Origin of the sequence: Streptomyces coelicoflavus (genome assembly GCF_045041415.1) — a bacterium.
Taxonomy (GTDB): domain Bacteria; phylum Actinomycetota; class Actinomycetes; order Streptomycetales; family Streptomycetaceae; genus Streptomyces; species Streptomyces coelicoflavus.
This window is the reverse complement of the sequence record NZ_CP108218.1, coordinates 1,740,887-1,757,478: the sequence shown is the minus strand read 5'-3', so window position 1 is coordinate 1,757,478 and position 16,592 is coordinate 1,740,887. Positions and strand designations below refer to the sequence as shown.

The window sequence follows — 16,592 nt, the reverse complement described above, 5'->3', positions numbered from 1 at the left end:
ATGCTCTCGTCCCAGGGAAGTCCAGTTGGCCTAGGGGCGCGGGGAACTGCGCGACTAGACACGACGGCGCCGCAGCCGCATGACAACCGCAACCACCCTCACCGCATCGCCATCGTCGGTGGAGGTCCCGGCGGCCTCTACACCGCCGCCCTCCTCAAACGCCTCGCCCCCGACCGCGAGGTCACCGTCTACGAACGCAACGCCCCCGACGACACCTTCGGCTTCGGCGTCGTCCTCTCCGACGAAACCCTCGGCGGCATCGAACACGCCGACCCCGTCGTCTACGAGGCCCTGAAGGCCCACTTCGTCCGCTGGGACGACATCGACATCGTCCACCGCAACACCCGCCACACCTCCGGAGGACACCGCTTCGCCGCCCTCGGCCGCCGCCGCCTCCTGGAGATCCTCCACGACCGCTGCCGCGATCTCGGCGTGGACCTGCGCTTCCGTACCGAGGCACCGCCCCCGGACCGACTCGCGGGGACCCACGACCTCGTCGTCGCGGCCGACGGAGTGCACAGCGCCACCCGCGAGGCGTACCGCGACGTGTTCCGGCCGCACCTCACCCCCCACCGCTGCCGCTACATCTGGCTCGCCGCCGACTTCGCCTTCGACGCCTTCCGCTTCGAGATCGCCGAGACCGAGCACGGCGTGATGCAACTGCACGGCTACCCCTACGCGCCGGACGCCTCCACCGTCATCGTCGAGATGCGCGAGGAGGTCTGGCGGTCGGCCGGCTTCGACGCACTCGACGAGACGGAATCCACCGCCCGCTGCGCCAAGATCTTCGCCGACGCACTCGGCGGCCGCCCCCTGCGGTCCAACAAGTCCGCCTGGACCACCTTCCGCACGGTCGTCAACGAACGCTGGTCGCACGGCAACATCGTCCTGCTCGGCGACGCCGCCCACACCGCCCACTTCTCCATCGGCTCCGGCACCAAACTCGCCGTCGAGGACGCCCTCGCACTCGCCGCCTGCCTGGAGGAACAGCCCACCCTCCCGCGGGCACTCGCCGCCTACGAGGAGGAGCGTCGCCCCGTCGTCGCCTCCACGCAGCGGGCGGCCAAGGCCAGCCTGGAGTGGTTCGAGGACCTGGACCGGTACCTCGGCCAACCGCCGCGCCAGTTCGCCTTCAACCTGCTCACCCGCAGCCGGCGGGTCACCCACGAGAACCTGCGGTTGCGCGACGCCGATTTCACGGACTCCGTCGAGCGCGAGTTCGGCTGCCCGCCGGACACGCCCCCGATGTTCACCCCGTTCCGCCTGCGCGGTCTGACCCTGCGCAACCGCGTCGTCGTCTCCGCGATGGACATGTACTCGGCCACCGACGGCGTCCCCGGCGACTTCCACCTGGTCCACCTCGGGGCCAGGGCCCTGGGCGGTGCCGCCCTGGTGATGACCGAGATGGTGTGCGTCAGCGCCGAGGGCCGCATCACACCCGGCTGCGCGGGCCTCTACACCGGCCGGCAGGGCGAGGCGTGGCGGCGGATCACGGACTTCGTGCACGCCGGCGCGCCCGGCACCGCGATCGGCGTGCAGCTGGGCCACAGCGGCCGCAAGGGCTCGACCCGGCTGATGTGGGAGGGCATGGACGAACCGCTGCCCGACGGCAACTGGCCCCTCGTGGCGCCGTCCCCGCTGCCGTACCGGCCCGGCAGCCAGACTCCGCGCGAGCTGTCCCGGGACCAACTGACCGACGTACGGCAGCAGTTCAGGTCCGCCGCCGAACGGGCCACGCAGGCCGGCTTCGACCTGCTCGAACTGCACTGCGCCCACGGCTACCTGCTCTCCGGCTTCCTCTCGCCGCTCACCAACCACCGCACCGACGCCTATGGCGGCTCACTGGAGAAGCGGCTGCGTTTCCCGCTGGAGGTCTTCGACGCCGTACGCGAGGTGTGGCCCGGCGAACGGCCCATGACCGTACGGATCTCCGCCACCGACTGGGCCGAGGGCGGCACGAGCGGCGAGGAGGCGGTGGAGATCGCGCGGGCCTTCGCCGCGCACGGCGCCGACGCCGTCGACGTGTCCACGGGACAGGTGGTGTCCGGTGAACGGCCGGAGTTCGGGCGGTCGTACCAGACGCCGTACGCCGACCGCATCCGGCACGAGGCGGGCGTCCCGGTCGTCGCCGTCGGCGCGATCTCCTCCTGGGACGACGTCAACTCGCTGATCCTGGCCGGACGCGCCGACCTGTGCGCGCTGGCCCGCCCCCACCTCTACGACCCGCACTGGACCCTGCACGCCGCCGCCGAGCAGGGCTACGACGGCCCCGGCGCCGTCTGGCCGGCGCCGTACCGGGCGGGCAGCCGCCCGCCGCGCACCGGGCGCACCGACGCCCCCAAGCCGAGGCTCACGCTGCACGGCCCGCGTCAGGACGTGTAGCCCCAGGCCGCGCACATCGATCGCAGCCGCTCGGGGATCTCCTCCTCCCCGGGCAGCGCGCGCCCCGGCTGCACGGTGCCGGTGCGGATGTTCTCGCGCCAGTCGCCCAGGCCCCTGACCAGCTCGGCGTTGCCCTTCTTGCCGTAGCTCAGCATGGCCGGCGCGTAGTCGACCTCGAGGTGCGCGCACAGCCGGCGCATCTCGCGCTCGGGGTCGTCGGTGATGTCCTCGTAGCGCACGGTGAAGCCGTCGGCGTCCGCCGCGCGGGCCTCCTCGACGGCCATCATGTAGCGCAGCACGTCCGTGACGGCCGTGTCGTGCGGCCGCTTGACCGGGTCGGTCTCGTGCCAGGACCGGGCGATCGACACGGGGTGGCGCAGGAGGAAGACGAAGCGCGCGTCGGGCCAGCAGTCCTTGAGACGCTGGTACATGTACGCGTTGGCGGGGGTCTTCTCGACCACGAAGTCCTTGCCGGACCGTGTGAGTTCGCGGTGCAGGACGCGGTCCCACAGCAGGTGCTCCAGGTCGCCGCGCCGGAGGTCGAGGGCGCCCATCGCGCGCTCGGAGAACCAGTTGGCGCAGGTGACCTCCAGCCGGCCGATGTGCAGCTCGTGCGGGGCGTGCAGCCGCGGATGGGCGCCCAGCATCATGCGCAGCAGCGTGGAGCCGGAGCGGATGGACGAGATGATGAAGACCGGCCGCCGCAGCAGCCGCTCGGTCGGCAGTTCCTCGGCCGACGGACATCGGTACGCGGCCGCCTGCCGCGCCGCGGGCTGCGCGGCGGCCTGCCTTTTCCCCGGCTTTCCCTTCGGCTTCCCCTTCGCCGCCTGGGGTGCTCTCCGTACCTGGAGGCCGGTGGTGACGGTGAGGGCCCGGTTCAAGTTGCGCGCGAGACTCATGCGTCCGCACGGTAGGTGAGAAACCTGAGAAGAGGGGCAGAGTGGGCTGAGGGTTCCCCGATCCCGCGAAAATGTGACGCGCATCACTGTCCGGAAGGTGAGGGTGGCCCTGCCTCCGGGCCCATGCCCGCGTAGCGCGCGCCCGCGTCGCGCAGCCGCTCGTGCAGCGCCCGGAAGACGGCCGCCGAGCGGGTGCCGGGCCAGTCCCCGGGCAGCAGCCGGGGCGGCAGCCCCGGGTCCACGTAGGGCAGGTGGCGCCAGGAGTCCAGGGCGAGGAGATAGTCGCGGTAGGCCTCCTCGGGCGGGGTGTCCTTCCGGTGCTCCCAATCGCGCAGCACGCGCGCGTGCCGGTCGAGGAACGCCTCGTGCTCCTTGGCGATCGCGGCCAGGTCCCACCAGCGGGCCACCGCCTCGGAGGTCGCCGTGAAGCCCAGGTGCTCGCCGCGGAAGAAGTCCACGTAGGAGTCCAGGCCCAGGCGGCCCAGCGCGTGCCGGGTCTCCTCGTACAGCCGGGCCGGGGCGATCCACACACCGGGCGCCGCGGTGCCGAAACCGAGGCCGGCCAGGCGGGAGCGCAGGACGTGCCGCTTCTGCCGCTCCGACTCGGGCACCGAGAACACGGCGAGCACCCAGCCCCCGTCCTCGTGGGGCGCGGCGGTGGCGTAGACGCGCCGGTCCCCGTCGTCCAGCAACTCGCGGGCCTCGGCGGAGAGTTCGTATCCCGCCGCGCCCTCGGCCGTACGGGCGGGCAGCAGCAGCCCGCGCCGCTTCAGCCGGGACACCGACGAGCGCACGGAGGGCGCGTCCACCCCGACCGCGGCGAGCAGCCGGATCAGCTCGGCGACGGGCACCGGGCCCGGCGCGAAACGGCCGTACGCTCCGTAGAGCGTGACGATGAGGGACCTCGGGGCGTGCTGTACGTGCTGGTCGGACACGTTGATCATCTTATGTCGTCGGCGTCAGGCCCGGCCGCCCAGGGGATCCGGACTAGCACCGGGGGCCGAGGCGGAGCCGGGGGCCGAGGGGGAACCGGTGCCGGGCGGGTCGAGCAGGCGGTAGCGCTGGAGCTTGCCGGTCGCCGTGCGCGGCAGCGCGTCCAGGAAGACGATCTCGCGCGGGCACTTGTACGGCGCCAGCTCCGCCCGCAGGAACTCGCGCAGCGCGTCCGCGTCCCGCCCGGCCCCCTCCCGCGGCACCACGTGGGCCACCACGACCTGCCCCCGGCGCTGGTCGGGCCGGCCCACCACCGCCGCCTCCACCACGTCCGGATGGCGCAGCAGCGCGTCCTCCACCTCGGGTCCCGCGATGTTGTACCCGGAGGAGATGATCATGTCGTCGGCGCGTGCCACGTACCGGAAGTACCCGTCGGGCTCGCGGACGTAGGTGTCCCCGGTGACGTTCCAGCCGTCGCGCACGTACTCGCGCTGGCGCGGATCGGCGAGGTAACGGCACCCGACCGGCCCGCGCACCGCGAGCAGCCCCGGCTCCCCGTCGGGCACGGGCGCGCCGTACTCGTCCTGCACGCGCGCGTGCCACCCCGGCACCGGAACGCCCGTCGTCCCGGGCCGGACGGCGCCGTCCGCCGCGGACACGAAGATGTGCAGCAGCTCGGTGGCCCCGATGCCGTTGATGATGCGCAGGCCGGTGCGCTCGTGCCAGGCCCGCCAGGTGGCCGCGGGCAGGTTCTCGCCCGCCGAGACGCAGCGCCTGAGGCTGCTCACGTCGTACCCGTCCAGCTCGTCGAGCATCGCGCGGTACGCCGTCGGCGCGGTGAACAGCACCGACACCCGGTGCTCGGCGACCGCCGGCAACAGCTGCCTGGGGCCCGCCTGTTCCAGCAGCAGGGCACTCGCCCCGGCCCGCATCGGGAAGACGACGAGACCGCCCAGCCCGAAGGTGAAACCGAGCGGCGGGCTGCCCGCGAAGACGTCGTCCGGGCGCGGCTTCAGCACGTGCGCGGAGAAGGTGTCCGCGATCGCCAGCACATCGCGGTGGAAGTGCATGCAGCCCTTGGGGCGCCCGGTGGTGCCGGAGGTGAACGCGATCAGCGCCACGTCGTCGGCGGCCGTGTCGACGGCCTCGTACGGCGTGCCGGGCACCGTGCCGGGCGCCGTGCGGGCCGCCAGGTCGTCCGGCGCGTCCCCGCCGTACGTCGTGATCCGCAGGCCGTCGATCTCCGCCTTGGCGAGGTCGTCGACCGCCCGGACGTCGCACAGCGCGTGCCGCACCCGGGCGATCCCGCAGATCGCGCGCAGCTCGTGCGGGCGCTGCCGGTCCAGCACGGTGACCGCCACCGCGCCCGCCTTCAGCACCGCCAGCCAGCACGCGGCCAGCCACGGGGTGGTGGGGCCGCGCAGCAGCACCCGGTTGCCCGGGACGACACCGAGGTCTGCGGTGAGCACGTGCGCGATCCGGTCGACGCGGTCCCGCAGGTCGCCGTAGCTCCAGGTGTCCCCGGACGCGGTGCGGAAGACCGGACGGCCCTCGGGCGGGCCGGTGAGCAGCTCGGCGGCACAGTTCAGCCGGGCCGGGTAGCGCAGCTCGGGCAGCTCGAAGACGAGCTCCGGCCACTGCTCGGGGGGCGGCAGGTGGTCGCGCGCGAAGGTGTCGACGTGGGCGGAGCGGTGCGGGTCCGCGTGGCGCGGATCGGCCATGGCGGTTCGCCCCCTTTGTCGTGGTGGGCTCGCGCAACGAGCGTATCGTGTTGGTGACGACAGTCAACGGGGCGCGATAACCTCGGCCGTGACCGGCCGTCCGTCCGGTGGCCCGTCCGGTGGGCGGGGAAGCACGCAGGGGAGCAGGGGAAGGGACCGGCGATGACCGCATTCTCGCTCGAACCGGCACAACTCACCTGGTGCGAGGAGCTGCGCACCCTCGCCGCCGACCGGCTGCGCCCGCTCGCGGAGAAGGGCGAGCCGGGCCGCGTCAACCGCGCCCTGGTCACCGAACTCGGCACCCTCGGCCTGCTGCCGCGCCTGTTCACCTCGGGCGCCCTCGACCTGTGCCTGATGCGGGAGTCGCTCGCCCACGCCTGCACGGAGGCCGAGACCGCCCTCGCCCTCCAGGGTCTCGGCGCCCATCCCGTGCACGCCCACGGCACCGATGCCCAGCGCGCCCGCTGGCTCCCCCGCGTGAGCGACGGCACCGCGGTGGCCGCCTTCGCCCTCAGCGAGCCCGACGCGGGCTCCGACGCGGCGGCGCTGTCGCTGCGGGCGGAGCCGGAGACCGGGCCCGGCGCGGGCCCCTCCGCCTGGCGGCTCACCGGCGAGAAGTGCTGGATCTCCAACGCCCCCGAGGCCGACTTCTACACGGTGTTCGCGCGCACCACCCCCGGCGCCGGGTCCCGCGGCGTCACCGCCTTCCTCGTGCCCGCCGACCGGCCCGGCCTCACCGGCACCCCGCTCGACATGCTCTCGCCGCACCCCATCGGCGCCCTCGCCTTCGACGCCGTACCCGTCACCGCGGACGACGTCCTCGGCGAACCGGACCGCGGCTTCCGGGTGGCCATGGACACCCTCAACCTGTTCCGCCCCAGCGTCGGCGCCTTCGCCGTCGGCATGGCGCAGGCCGCCCTCGACGCGACCCTCGCGCACACCACCGCCCGCGACGCCTTCGGCGGCAAGCTGCGCGACCTCCAGGCCGTCTCCCACCAGGTCGCCGAGATGGCGCTGCGCACGGAGGCGGCCCGCCTGATGGTGTACGCGGCGGCCACGGCGTACGACGCCGGCGCCCCGGACGTCCCGAAGCGCGCCGCGATGGCGAAGCTCCTCGCCACCGAGACCGCCCAGTACGTCGTCGACCGCGCCGTCCAGCTGCACGGCGCCCGCGCCCTGCGCCGCGGACACCTCCTCGAACACCTCTACCGAGAGGTGCGCGCCCCGCGCGTCTACGAGGGCGCGAGCGAGGTCCAGCGCGGCATCGTCGCCAAGGAGCTGTACCGGACGCACCAGGTGCCCCGGACACACGAGACCGACGCCACGACCGAGGAGGCCGGAGCATGACCGCCGAACGGGTGAACCCGCCTGAACTGTCCCCGCCCACCGGCTTCTCCCACGCCGTCGTCGCCACCGGCACCCGCGTCGTGTTCCTGGCCGGCCAGACCGCCCTCGACACCGACGGCACGATCACCGGCGACACCCTCCCCGCCCAGTTCGAGCAGGCCCTCACCAACCTCCTCACCGCCCTGGGCGCGGCCGGCGGCACCCCCGCCGACCTCGCCCGCGTCACCGTCTACGCCACCGACGTCGCCGCCTACCGCACCCACGCCGCGGATCTCGGCCGCACCTGGCGCGAACTGGCGGGCCGCGACTACCCGGCGATGGCGGTCGTGGAGGTCGTACGGCTTTGGGACGAACGGGCGTTGGTGGAGATCGACGGGTTCGCCGTACTGCCGTAGGGCGCCCCCGCCTTCTCTCCTCCCTTTCCGGGACCTCACATGTTGATCATGTGACCCGCGAGGCCGTGGATCGCCTCCTTGACCGCTTCGCCGAGCGTGGGGTGCGCATGCACGTTGCGGGCGACCTCGTGCACGGTGAGGTCCCACTGCTGGGCCAGGGTCAGCTCGGGCAGCAGCTCGGTCACCTCCGGGCCGATGAGGTGCGCGCCGAGCAGCTCGCCGTGCCGGCGGTCGCTGATCACCTTGACGAAGCCGACCGGCTCGCCCAGACCGTGTGCCTTGCCGTTGGCGGTGAACGGGAACTTGGCGACCTGTACGTCGAAGCCGGCCTCGCGGGCCTGGGCCTCGGTGTGGCCGAAACTCGCGATCTGCGGCTGGCAGTAGGTGGCGCGCGGGATCATCCGGAAGTCGTCGATCTCCATCGTCTCCGCCCCGCCGATGGTCTCGGCGGCGACGACGGCCATGGCCTCGGCCGCGTGCGCCAGCATCAGCTTGCCGGTGACGTCGCCGATCGCGTACAGGTGCGGCACGCTGGTGCGGCCGCGGGCGTCGACCTCGATCTCGCCGCGGTCGCCGACCCTCACGCCGGTCGACTCCAGGCCGTAGCCCTCGACCCGCGGCGCGAAGCCGATGGCCTGGAGGACCTTGTCCGTCTCCAGGACCTTCTGGGTGCCCCCCTGGGTGACGGTCACCCGGACCGGGCCCGACGGGTCGGAGTCGTCGATCGCGTCGACCCGGGTGGAGGTGAGGATCTCCACGCCCAGCCTGCGGTAGTGCCGGGTGAGTTCCTTGGAGACGTCGGCGTCCTCGGCGGGCACGATCCGGTCGGCGTACTCGACGAGGGTGACCTTGACGCCGTAGTTGTGCAGCACGTAGGCGAACTCGACCCCGATGGCCCCGGCGCCCGCGATGACGATCCGCTCGGGCAGTTCCTCGGTGAGGATCTGCTCCTCGTACGTGACGACGCGGGCGCTCAGCCCGGTGCCGGGCAGCAGGCGGGTGGTGGCACCCACCGCGATGACGCAGTGGTCGAAGGTGACCGTGGTGCTCGTGCCGTCGGACAGCGCCACCTGGAGGGTGCGGCCGTCGGTGAAGGTGCCGCGGCCGTCGTACTCGGTGATGCCGTTCTTGCGCATCAGATAGTGCACGCCCGCGACACGGCCGTCCGCCACCTCCCGGCTGCGCTTGAAGGCCGCGCCGAAGTCCAGGGTGATCGGACCGGCGCTCCGGATGCCGAAGGTGTCGGCCTGCCGGGTCAGGATGTGGGCCAGTTCCGCGTTGCGCAGCAGGGCCTTGGAGGGGATGCAGCCCACGTTCAGGCACACCCCGCCCCAGTACTTCGGCTCGACGACGGCCGTCCTCAGCCCGAGCTGCGCGCTGCGCACCGCCGCGGTGTAGCCGCCGGGGCCCGCTCCCAGTACGACGACGTCGAAGTGCTCGCTCGCTGTCATCCGTATTTCCTCTTCCGTAGGTGAGATCGAGCTCGCCGCGCCGAACTCGCTCGGGGCGGCCATCGTCTCAAGTCCCGGCAGGGTCATTGTTCTTCCCGCGGACCGGCGACCACGGCCGGCCGGGGGTGAACGGCTGTCTCTGCTTCTCCGGGTACGGAGTACCGGGCCGGCCGTAGAGTGCCGTCATGCCGGACATCGAACTGAGCGCGGGAACGATCGAGTACGAGGACACCGGCGGCGACGGCCCGGCCGTCGTCCTCCTCCACGGCCTCGTCCACGACAGGACCGTCTGGCGCAAGGTCCTCGCCGACCTGCGCACCGACCACCGGGTGATCGCGCCGACCCTGCCCTACGGCGCCCACCGCCGCCCGATGCGCCGCCCACCCACACCCGACCTGGTCAACGAGATGGTCGCCGAGTTCCTCGACCGCCTCGACCTCACCGACGTCACCCTCGTCGAGAACGACTGCGGACGCGCCCAGACGGTGGCCGCCCGGCACCCGGAGCGCCTCGCACGGCTGGCCCTCGTCGCGTGCGAGGCGTTCGACAACTACCCGCCGGGCCTGCCGGGAAAGCTGATCGGCGTCGCCTGCCGGACGCCCGGCGGGGTGTCCGCACTGGTCCGCACCCTGGGCCTCAAGCCGCTGCGCCGCCTGCCCGTCGGCATCGGCGCCCTCACCAAGCGGCCCGTACCGGACGCGGTCGTCGACGGCTGGCTGCGCCCGCTGCGCACCGACCCGGCGATCAGACGCGACTTCCGGCACTACGGCACCCACGTCCGCCGCGACGAACTCCTCGAAGCCGCCCAGGGCTTGCGGAGGTTCGACCGGCCCGCGCTCGTCGTCTGGGCGACCGAGGACCTGATGATGCCCCGCGCCCACGGCCGGCGCCTGGCCGAACTCCTCCCGCAGGGACGGCTGGTGGAGGTGGAGGACGCCCGGACGCTGATCCCCGAGGACCAGCCGGAGCTGCTCGCCTCCCTGCTGCGGGAGTTCATCGCCGAGAAGCACTGATCCCGGGGCCGCTACCGTGCCCGCGGGGCGGCAGCGGTCAGGCGGCCACCGCCGGGCGCCCCCCCCGGGCACCCGGTGCGGGGCGACGGCCAGGCCGTCGGGACGCAGTTCGCCGGTGTCGTCGAACACGATCGTGCCGTCGCACAGCAGCTGCCACCCCTGCTCAGGGTGGGCGGCGACGACGTGCGCGCGGGTGTCGGTCGCGGGGCAGGAAGGCCGGTGGGCACACATGGCGCACCTCCACATCGGGAGACCGTCCCTTCGTCGGGACCGTCGCGTGCACCGACCGTGCGCCCGCCGGCGAGCCGCCGCCAAGACCCGGGTGGCGAGCGTGACAACACCCGGACATGCCGGCGACGGTTCCACGACGGTCGACGCGGACTCGCCACCGAAGGGGTGACGGTCACTGCCGCCCGCCCCTTCGCCCGGTACCAGTGGAACCCCTCATTCCGACCGACCGGGAGGTTCCCACCATGCGCGTACGATCCGCCGCCCTCACCGCCACCGCCGGCGCCGCCCTGCTCCTGCTCGCCGCGCCCGCCGCCCCGGCCGCGCCCGGCGACGCCCGTCTCGTGGCGGAGTCGGTGACCGTCGACCCGGTCGGCCGCATCGCCGCCGACGGCGGCGTCACCCTCTCCGGCACCTACCGCTGCACCGGCGGCAGCGGCCCGGTCTTCGTCAGCTCCACCGTGAGCCAGGGCGACCCGTCCGTCCGGTACGGCGTCGGCGGCACCCGCGCGGTCTGCGACGGACTGGAGCACCGCTGGGTCAACACCGGCACGCCCGACACGGTCGTCCTCGAGCCGGGCGCGGCCCGCGTCGAGGCCACCCTGATGGAACTGCGCCCCATGGGCATCGTGCCGCTCCCGAGCTTCCACGCCCGGCAGGCACAGGACGTGACCCTGACGGCGTCCTGACCCCCCGCGGCGGCCGCGGAACCCGCCCGGAGGACGGCAGAAACGACTCCTGAATTTCCCTTCCGAACGTTTTCCTTCCCGGACATTCACCGGAGGGAAATGGAAGCCCGTTTCGGTCGCCTTGTTCCGACCGCTTTGTTCCGAACCGGGTCAGATCCTTTTCCCGGGGCCCGCGCCCGGCCGTGGCGACCGCACGGGATTCTGCCGCTGCTGCGGAAGGGACACCGGGTCGGCTGCCGCCTTGCCCGACGGATCGTCACCCGGCGTGACCGCGGCACGCTGCCGGTGACGCGGCACCGCCCGCCGGGGCGGACGGGTGAGCGTGATCTGCCGGATGACCTGCTGGAAGCAGACCAGGGAGGCCAGACCGGGCAGGGCGGCTGCCGCGGCGTCGCTGACGGTCCTGGGCGCCTCCGCGACGCACAGCAGCATCGCGATGGCCGAGAACAGCAGGACGACGGCCCAGGAGTGCACCGCACGGCGCTGGTGCAGCGCGGCCCGCAGCACCGCCAGCGAGGCCACCAGCCAGGGCCCGTACACCAGCAGCGGCCACCAGGACACGACACTGCCCCGGGTGCGGGTCACGGCGGCCAGGCGCAACGGCTCGTAGGCCACCATGCCGCCGAACAGGCTCACGGAGGCCGCGATGACCGCGGCGAGCGCGGCGACGAACAGGCTCGCGGCGCGCAGCCGGCTCACCTTTCTCCCTCTGCGGACCCTGCGGTGACTCGTCGGGGACTCCCTCAACGGGGGCAGTTCCGCCGTGATCTCCTGGAGATTGCTCAGCGGTGTGCCCGGGGCGGGTGCGAGCGCCGAAGTGTCCGTGGCGGAGGGGGAGGGGTAGGGGGAGGGGACGCCGGTCTGCTGCTCCATCGCGTCCTGGAGCAGGAAGGCCAGTTCCTCGGCCGGGTCCCAGCCGGGTTCGGGCGGCACCAGGGTCTCCTGGAAGACTTCCTGGGGAGCCCGGTGCCGGCCCGTGCCCGTGGTGCGGAACGACCCTTCGCCGTACGGCATGCGGGGGTGAGTGTGATCTTCGTACACGAGGTGCCGGTCACTCCGCCCTGGTGTACGTGAGGGAGCCCTGCGCCCGGCCCCACCGCTCGGCGAGGCCGCTCTCCAGCTCGGTCATGACGTCGAGGAAGCGTTGCAGGACCGGTTCGGTCACACGGAGAGGGACGGGGTGCCCGCCTCTGGTCAGAGTCCCGTCGCTCGGTGACGGACAGTGAGATCTGCCGGGCCTGTAGGTGTACGGGCCAAGCGCCGTCAATTCCCCGTGTTCCTCGGTCATATCCGAAGTAACGTCTGCCTACTCCGTCGGATGCGCGGCAGTCGAGTGAACGATTTCTGCGATACTTACCCAATCCCGAATTCACACCGGCTCGATCGTGACCGGTACGAAAAGCGTCAAAGGAGCCTTGAGGTGCCGGAGCCGAACCACCCGGGGCGCCCCGGGAGGCGGCCGACGGAAAGGCGCGCCCGGTGGGTCCCGGCCCCTGGGTGACCGGGCACCGGCGCGGGTGACCTAGGCTGGCCGCGACCACGAACAGCGCGGGAGCGGCGATGAGGCGAGCGGCACACGGGCGGGCACACGCCCGGTTGCGTGGTGCGCTGGCTCTGCTCGTGGGCGTGGTGGCGCTGCTGTGCGTCTTCGGGCACGCGGAACGCGACGGGCAGGGCACGCCGCCGCCCACCGCGGAGCGGGTGCAGACCCTCGTCGTCGCCGCCACCAATGCCACTCATGCCGCCAACGCCGTTGCCGCGCAACCGTCGGACGGCGCGGCCGCCCCGTGCGGCAAGAAGGCCGTCGCGGACCACAGCGTGCAGCGGGCCGAGAACCCTCCGCCGCCGTCCACCTCGGGAGGCCGGTCCGGTCTCGCGTCCCCGCACACCGACCCCGCGCCTCTCCTGTCACAGCACGTCGGCCCGTCGGCGGGCGGCCCCGATCCGCCCCCGGCGACCCTCCACTCCGTTCTGCGGATTTAGACCGGCCCGTAGGCCGCGTCCCTCAATCCTCGGAAACGGAGTTCTTCGGCATGTCCTCTTCCCCGCGCTCCTTCAGGCGGGCGGGTGAGGCACTGCGTGGTTGGCGGTCCCGACAGTGGGCGGTGGCAGGCGCGGGTGCGCTGGCCACGGCGGTCCTGGTCGGCGCGCCCACCGACGTGGTGCCCAATCCGCTGTTCGGCCGGTCGGTCCCCGTGCAGTGGTGGAACTACCCCGCCCTCGCCGTCACGGCCGTACTGGCCGGCATCGTCCTGAGCACCTATGTGCGCGGGCCCGCCGTGCGCGAGCCCTCGTCCTCCCCGGAGCCGCAAGCCGCCGACGGCGGCCGTCTCGGCGCGATCGGCGGGGTGCTGTCCTTCTTCGCCGTCGGCTGCCCGGTCTGCAACAAACTCGTCCTCGTGCTCCTCGGGGCCTCCGGCGCCCTGAGCTACTGGGCTCCGTTGCAGCCGCTGCTGGCCGTCCTGTCGGCGGTGTTGCTGGCGGAAGCGGCGCTGCGCCGGCTGTCCTCCCAGACCGAGTGCCCGGTCACGCCTTCCGCCTGACCCGAGGCCCGGTCCCACACCCTTCCCCCTTTCCCTCCCTCACCATCCGAGGTGACCCATGACCGGATCCACCGGATCCACTGCCTCCCCGTCCCGCCGCACCCGCAGGCGGACCGTCGGCGCCATGGCGGTGCTCGCCGCAGCCGCGGTGACCGCTGCCTTCGCGCTCACGCTCGACGGCTCGGACACCCGAGAGAAGAAGGCCGGTGAACCCGCGGCCGTCACCGGCTCCACCGACCCCGCCCCCGCACCCGCCGACCCGGGCCTGCTCGCCCTCGCCCGCCGCGACGCGTCCGACCCGCTGGCGGTCGGACGCGCGGACGCCCCGGTCGTCCTGATCGAGTACTCCGACTTCCAGTGCCCCTTCTGCGGCCGGTTCGCCCGGGAGACCAAGCCCGAACTGCTGCGCTCGTACGTGGACAAGGGGGTCCTGCGCATCGAGTGGCGCAACTTCCCCATCTTCGGCGAGGAGTCCGAACGGGCCGCGCTGGCCGGCTGGGCGGCCGGGCGGCAGAAGAAGTTCTGGGAGTTCCACGACGTCGCCTACGGCAAGCCGCGCGAACGCAACAGCGGCGCGTTCGACGCCGAGAACGTCATCGCCATGGCCCGCGAGGCGGGCATCGCCGACATCGAGCGCTTCCAGGCCGACATGGCCTCCGAGCAGGCCCGCAACGCCGTGCTCCAGGACCAGGAGGAGGGCTACAACCTCGGCGTGACCAGCACCCCCGCGTTCCTGGTCAACGGCACACCGATCCTGGGCGCCCAGCCCACGGACACCTTCGAGAAAGCCGTAGAGAGCGCGGAGAAGACGGCGAAGACGGCGAAGGAGGCCGGACGATGAGCGAGGCCGGCCTGGCGATGGCCTTCCTCGGCGGGCTGCTGGCCCTGCTCAGTCCGTGCAGCGCACTGCTGCTGCCCGCCTTCTTCGCCTACTCCTTCACCAGCCGCACCCGGCTGGTGACCCGCACCGGCCTCTTCTACGTCGGGCTGTGCACCACACTCGTGCCGCTCGGCGTGGCCGGCTCGTTCGCCAGCCGCCTCTTCTACGGCCACCGGGACGCCCTGGTGACCGCGGGAGGATGGACGGTCATCGCCCTCGGCGTGGCCCAGATCGCCGGGCTGGGCTTCGGCTCCCGCCGGATGGCACAGGCCGCGGGCGGGCGCCGCTCGGGTTCCGCGCTGTCGGTCTTCGCCCTGGGCGCGGTGTACGGGCTGGCGGGATTCTGCGCGGGACCGATCCTCGGTTCCATCCTGACCGTGGCGGCCGTGGACGGAGACCCCCTGCACGGCGGCGTGCTGCTCGCCGTCTACGCGCTCGGCATGGCGGTTCCGATGTTCGTCCTCGCCCTGCTGTGGGACCGGTTCGACCTGGGCCGCAAACGCTGGCTGCGGGGCCGCACCTTCCGGGCGGGCCCGCTGACCCTGCACAGCACCGCCCTCGTCGGCGGCCTGTTCTTCGTCGCGCTCGGGGTGGCGTTCCTGGCCTTCGACGGCACCTCCGCGCTGCCGTCGCTGCTCAGCACCGACACCGAGTTCGCCCTGGAGGAACGGCTGTCCGGCATCGGCGCGGCGGTCTCCGACCGGCTGGTCCTGCTGATCCTGGCCGGGGTGGCGGCCCTCGCCGCACTGCTGGTCCTGCTCCGGCCGGCGGCGCGACGAGACGCAGCGCCGCCGCACGACGCGGAAGGGGCCGGGCCGGAATAACGGACGGGCCCGGACGACGCGATCGCCGAGCCCCTGACCGGGCGGCCGGTGACGTGGACCCGGTCGGCTCCGACGAACCTTGTCCACACCTCGCGTGACCACACGGATGACCGGTCCGGCCATGGCCTCGGAGCCCCGGATGTGCACGGTCCTCATGTCGGCCGCGACCTCGATGCAGGCGCCGCCCTCCGCTCGCGCGCGTCCTCGTGCGCCACCTCGCCCAGTACCGGGAGGCCGGCCTCCCGAGCGACCCGGAGGGTGACTGTGCTGTTTCATCGAGTGAGGCACCTGCCTCCGCAGGGTGACCAGAGACGACCGTCGGGTGACCGGCTCTGTGAGGGCGCGCACAGGGCCCACGTCACACGGGGCCGGGGTTAGTAGACGCCCGACGGCCGCTCGCCCCCGTAATCGTCGGCCGTCCGGACGAGTGGGTCGGCCGGTCTGCGAAGCGGCGTAGTAGGTCACACACTTGTCGCGACGCCGGGGCGTTCCGCAGTGTGTTCTGCGTACCGGGGAGCCGAGCGCCGGGACCGGACGGGACAAGAGCCCGTCCGTGATCCAGACACCGGCCCTGATGACGCGAAGCCGCGTCCAACGCGGACACCGCGTCGCCGACCCCCCGTCGGCCTACCCATCACGTTCCCGAATGGAGAGGTACACCCGTGCACGCCATCCTGCGCCGCCCCCACATCCGCAAGTCCGCCGCGGCCTCCCTCGCCGCCGCGGGCGCCGCCGCCGTCAGCCTCACCCTCGTCCCGAGCCCGGCGCACGCCGCCGAGCCGGCCAAGGCGTCCAACGCGCAGACCCAGGCCCAGACCGACAAGATCAAGGCCATCGTCAAGGCCGGCGAGAAGAAGCACGGCGACGACCTCGACGGCTGGATCCGCACCGCCCTGGACGTCATGGACGCGAAGAACATCCCGGGCACCTACGAGGGCCTGCACCGCAACATCATGCGCGAGTCGTCCGGCAACCCGAAGGCGCAGAACAACTGGGACGTGAACGCCCAGAACGGCATCCCCTCGAAGGGCCTGCTCCAGACGATCCAGCCCACCTTCGAGGCCTACCACGTCAAGGGCACCAAGGACTCCATCACCGACCCGGTCGCCAACATCGTCGCCGCCTGCAACTACGCGGCCGACAAGTACGGCTCCATGGACAACGTCGACTCCGCCTACTGACCGGCGGACCCACCGACCGCCTGAGCCCCAGGGACGACCGGTCCCGCGCGGAGGCCGGCGGGGCCCAGGCAGCACGGCGGGGCCGGAGGGACGACACGTCCCTCCG

General features: G+C 72.9%; 15 protein-coding genes and 1 pseudogene. 10 read left to right on the top strand and 6 right to left on the bottom strand.

Features of this window, described 5'->3' with window-relative positions:
• Nucleotides 1–2,382 carry a bifunctional salicylyl-CoA 5-hydroxylase/oxidoreductase gene (locus tag OHA99_RS07700; protein WP_405694883.1) on the top strand — a complete coding sequence of 794 codons (2,382 nt, stop codon included), beginning with the start codon at nt 1–3 and terminating at the stop codon, nt 2,380–2,382.
• Here OHA99_RS07700 and OHA99_RS07695 read toward each other — a convergent pair.
• The 3 genes from OHA99_RS07695 to OHA99_RS07685 all read right to left on the bottom strand — a co-directional run bounded on the left by OHA99_RS07695 (nt 2,370) and on the right by OHA99_RS07685 (nt 5,935).
• Nucleotides 2,370–3,281 carry a sulfotransferase family protein gene (locus OHA99_RS07695; protein ID WP_405694881.1) on the bottom strand — a complete coding sequence of 304 codons (912 nt, stop codon included), beginning with the start codon at nt 3,279–3,281 and terminating at the stop codon, nt 2,370–2,372. The genes OHA99_RS07700 and OHA99_RS07695 overlap by 13 nt on opposite strands.
• Nucleotides 3,282–3,364: 83 nt before the next feature.
• Nucleotides 3,365–4,225, bottom strand: coding sequence for a PaaX family transcriptional regulator C-terminal domain-containing protein (locus OHA99_RS07690; protein WP_405694879.1), 861 nt, complete (start codon nt 4,223–4,225; stop codon nt 3,365–3,367).
• Between the two features lie 15 nt (nt 4,226–4,240).
• Entirely contained in the window at nt 4,241–5,935 is a 1,695-nt protein-coding gene (locus tag OHA99_RS07685) for an AMP-binding protein (protein ID WP_405694877.1), read from the bottom strand.
• A gap of 162 nt (nt 5,936–6,097) precedes the next feature.
• On the opposite strand from OHA99_RS07685, the gene OHA99_RS07680 reads away from it, so the two are divergent.
• Entirely contained in the window at nt 6,098–7,282 is a 1,185-nt protein-coding gene (locus tag OHA99_RS07680) for an acyl-CoA dehydrogenase family protein (RefSeq protein WP_153177447.1), read from the top strand.
• Nucleotides 7,279–7,677, top strand: a complete 399-nt coding sequence (locus OHA99_RS07675; protein WP_282880675.1) for a RidA family protein — start codon at nt 7,279–7,281, stop codon at nt 7,675–7,677. The genes OHA99_RS07680 and OHA99_RS07675 overlap by 4 nt, the downstream gene beginning before the upstream one ends.
• Before the next feature lie 35 nt (nt 7,678–7,712).
• Here OHA99_RS07675 and lpdA read toward each other — a convergent pair whose 3' ends face one another.
• On the bottom strand, nt 7,713–9,128 hold the full coding sequence (gene lpdA / locus OHA99_RS07670; RefSeq protein ID WP_405694875.1) for a dihydrolipoyl dehydrogenase: 1,416 nt from the start codon (nt 9,126–9,128) through the stop codon (nt 7,713–7,715).
• A gap of 185 nt (nt 9,129–9,313) precedes the next feature.
• On the opposite strand from lpdA, the gene OHA99_RS07665 reads away from it, so the two are divergent.
• Nucleotides 9,314–10,141: an alpha/beta fold hydrolase gene (locus OHA99_RS07665; RefSeq protein ID WP_165684498.1), complete on the top strand. Its 828-nt coding sequence runs from the start codon at nt 9,314–9,316 to the stop codon at nt 10,139–10,141.
• A gap of 66 nt (nt 10,142–10,207) precedes the next feature.
• On the opposite strand, the pseudogene OHA99_RS07660 reads toward OHA99_RS07665, so the two are convergent.
• Nucleotides 10,208–10,372, bottom strand: a pseudogene (locus tag OHA99_RS07660) (DUF5999 family protein); the annotation flags it as partial.
• Between the two features lie 242 nt (nt 10,373–10,614).
• Between OHA99_RS07660 and OHA99_RS07655 the strand changes: the two are divergent.
• Nucleotides 10,615–11,058, top strand: a complete 444-nt coding sequence (locus OHA99_RS07655; protein WP_153177442.1) for a DUF6299 family protein — start codon at nt 10,615–10,617, stop codon at nt 11,056–11,058.
• Between the two features lie 150 nt (nt 11,059–11,208).
• Here OHA99_RS07655 and OHA99_RS07650 read toward each other — a convergent pair whose 3' ends face one another.
• Entirely contained in the window at nt 11,209–12,072 is an 864-nt protein-coding gene (locus tag OHA99_RS07650) for a DUF2637 domain-containing protein (RefSeq protein ID WP_153177441.1), read from the bottom strand.
• A 546-nt stretch (nt 12,073–12,618) separates the two neighbouring features.
• Between OHA99_RS07650 and OHA99_RS07645 the strand changes: the two genes are divergently transcribed.
• The 5 genes from OHA99_RS07645 (at nt 12,619) to OHA99_RS07625 (ending at nt 16,486) form a co-directional block, all read left to right on the top strand.
• Nucleotides 12,619–13,041, top strand: coding sequence for a hypothetical protein (locus OHA99_RS07645; RefSeq protein WP_153177439.1), 423 nt, complete (start codon nt 12,619–12,621; stop codon nt 13,039–13,041).
• Nucleotides 13,042–13,091: 50 nt separating this feature from the next.
• The gene (locus OHA99_RS07640) at nt 13,092–13,601 is read left to right on the top strand and encodes a hypothetical protein (RefSeq protein ID WP_153177438.1); all 510 of its coding nucleotides are present in this window, start codon (nt 13,092–13,094) and stop codon (nt 13,599–13,601) included.
• Nucleotides 13,602–13,659: 58 nt separating this feature from the next.
• Nucleotides 13,660–14,442 (top strand): DsbA family protein, encoded by a 783-nt coding sequence (locus OHA99_RS07635; protein ID WP_405694871.1) that lies wholly within the window; start codon nt 13,660–13,662, stop codon nt 14,440–14,442.
• Nucleotides 14,439–15,305, top strand: a complete 867-nt coding sequence (locus OHA99_RS07630; protein ID WP_405694869.1) for a cytochrome c biogenesis CcdA family protein — start codon at nt 14,439–14,441, stop codon at nt 15,303–15,305. The genes OHA99_RS07635 and OHA99_RS07630 overlap by 4 nt, the downstream gene beginning before the upstream one ends.
• A gap of 662 nt (nt 15,306–15,967) precedes the next feature.
• On the top strand, nt 15,968–16,486 hold the full coding sequence (locus OHA99_RS07625; RefSeq protein ID WP_405694867.1) for a transglycosylase SLT domain-containing protein: 519 nt from the start codon (nt 15,968–15,970) through the stop codon (nt 16,484–16,486).
• Nucleotides 16,487–16,592 lie beyond the last annotated feature (106 nt).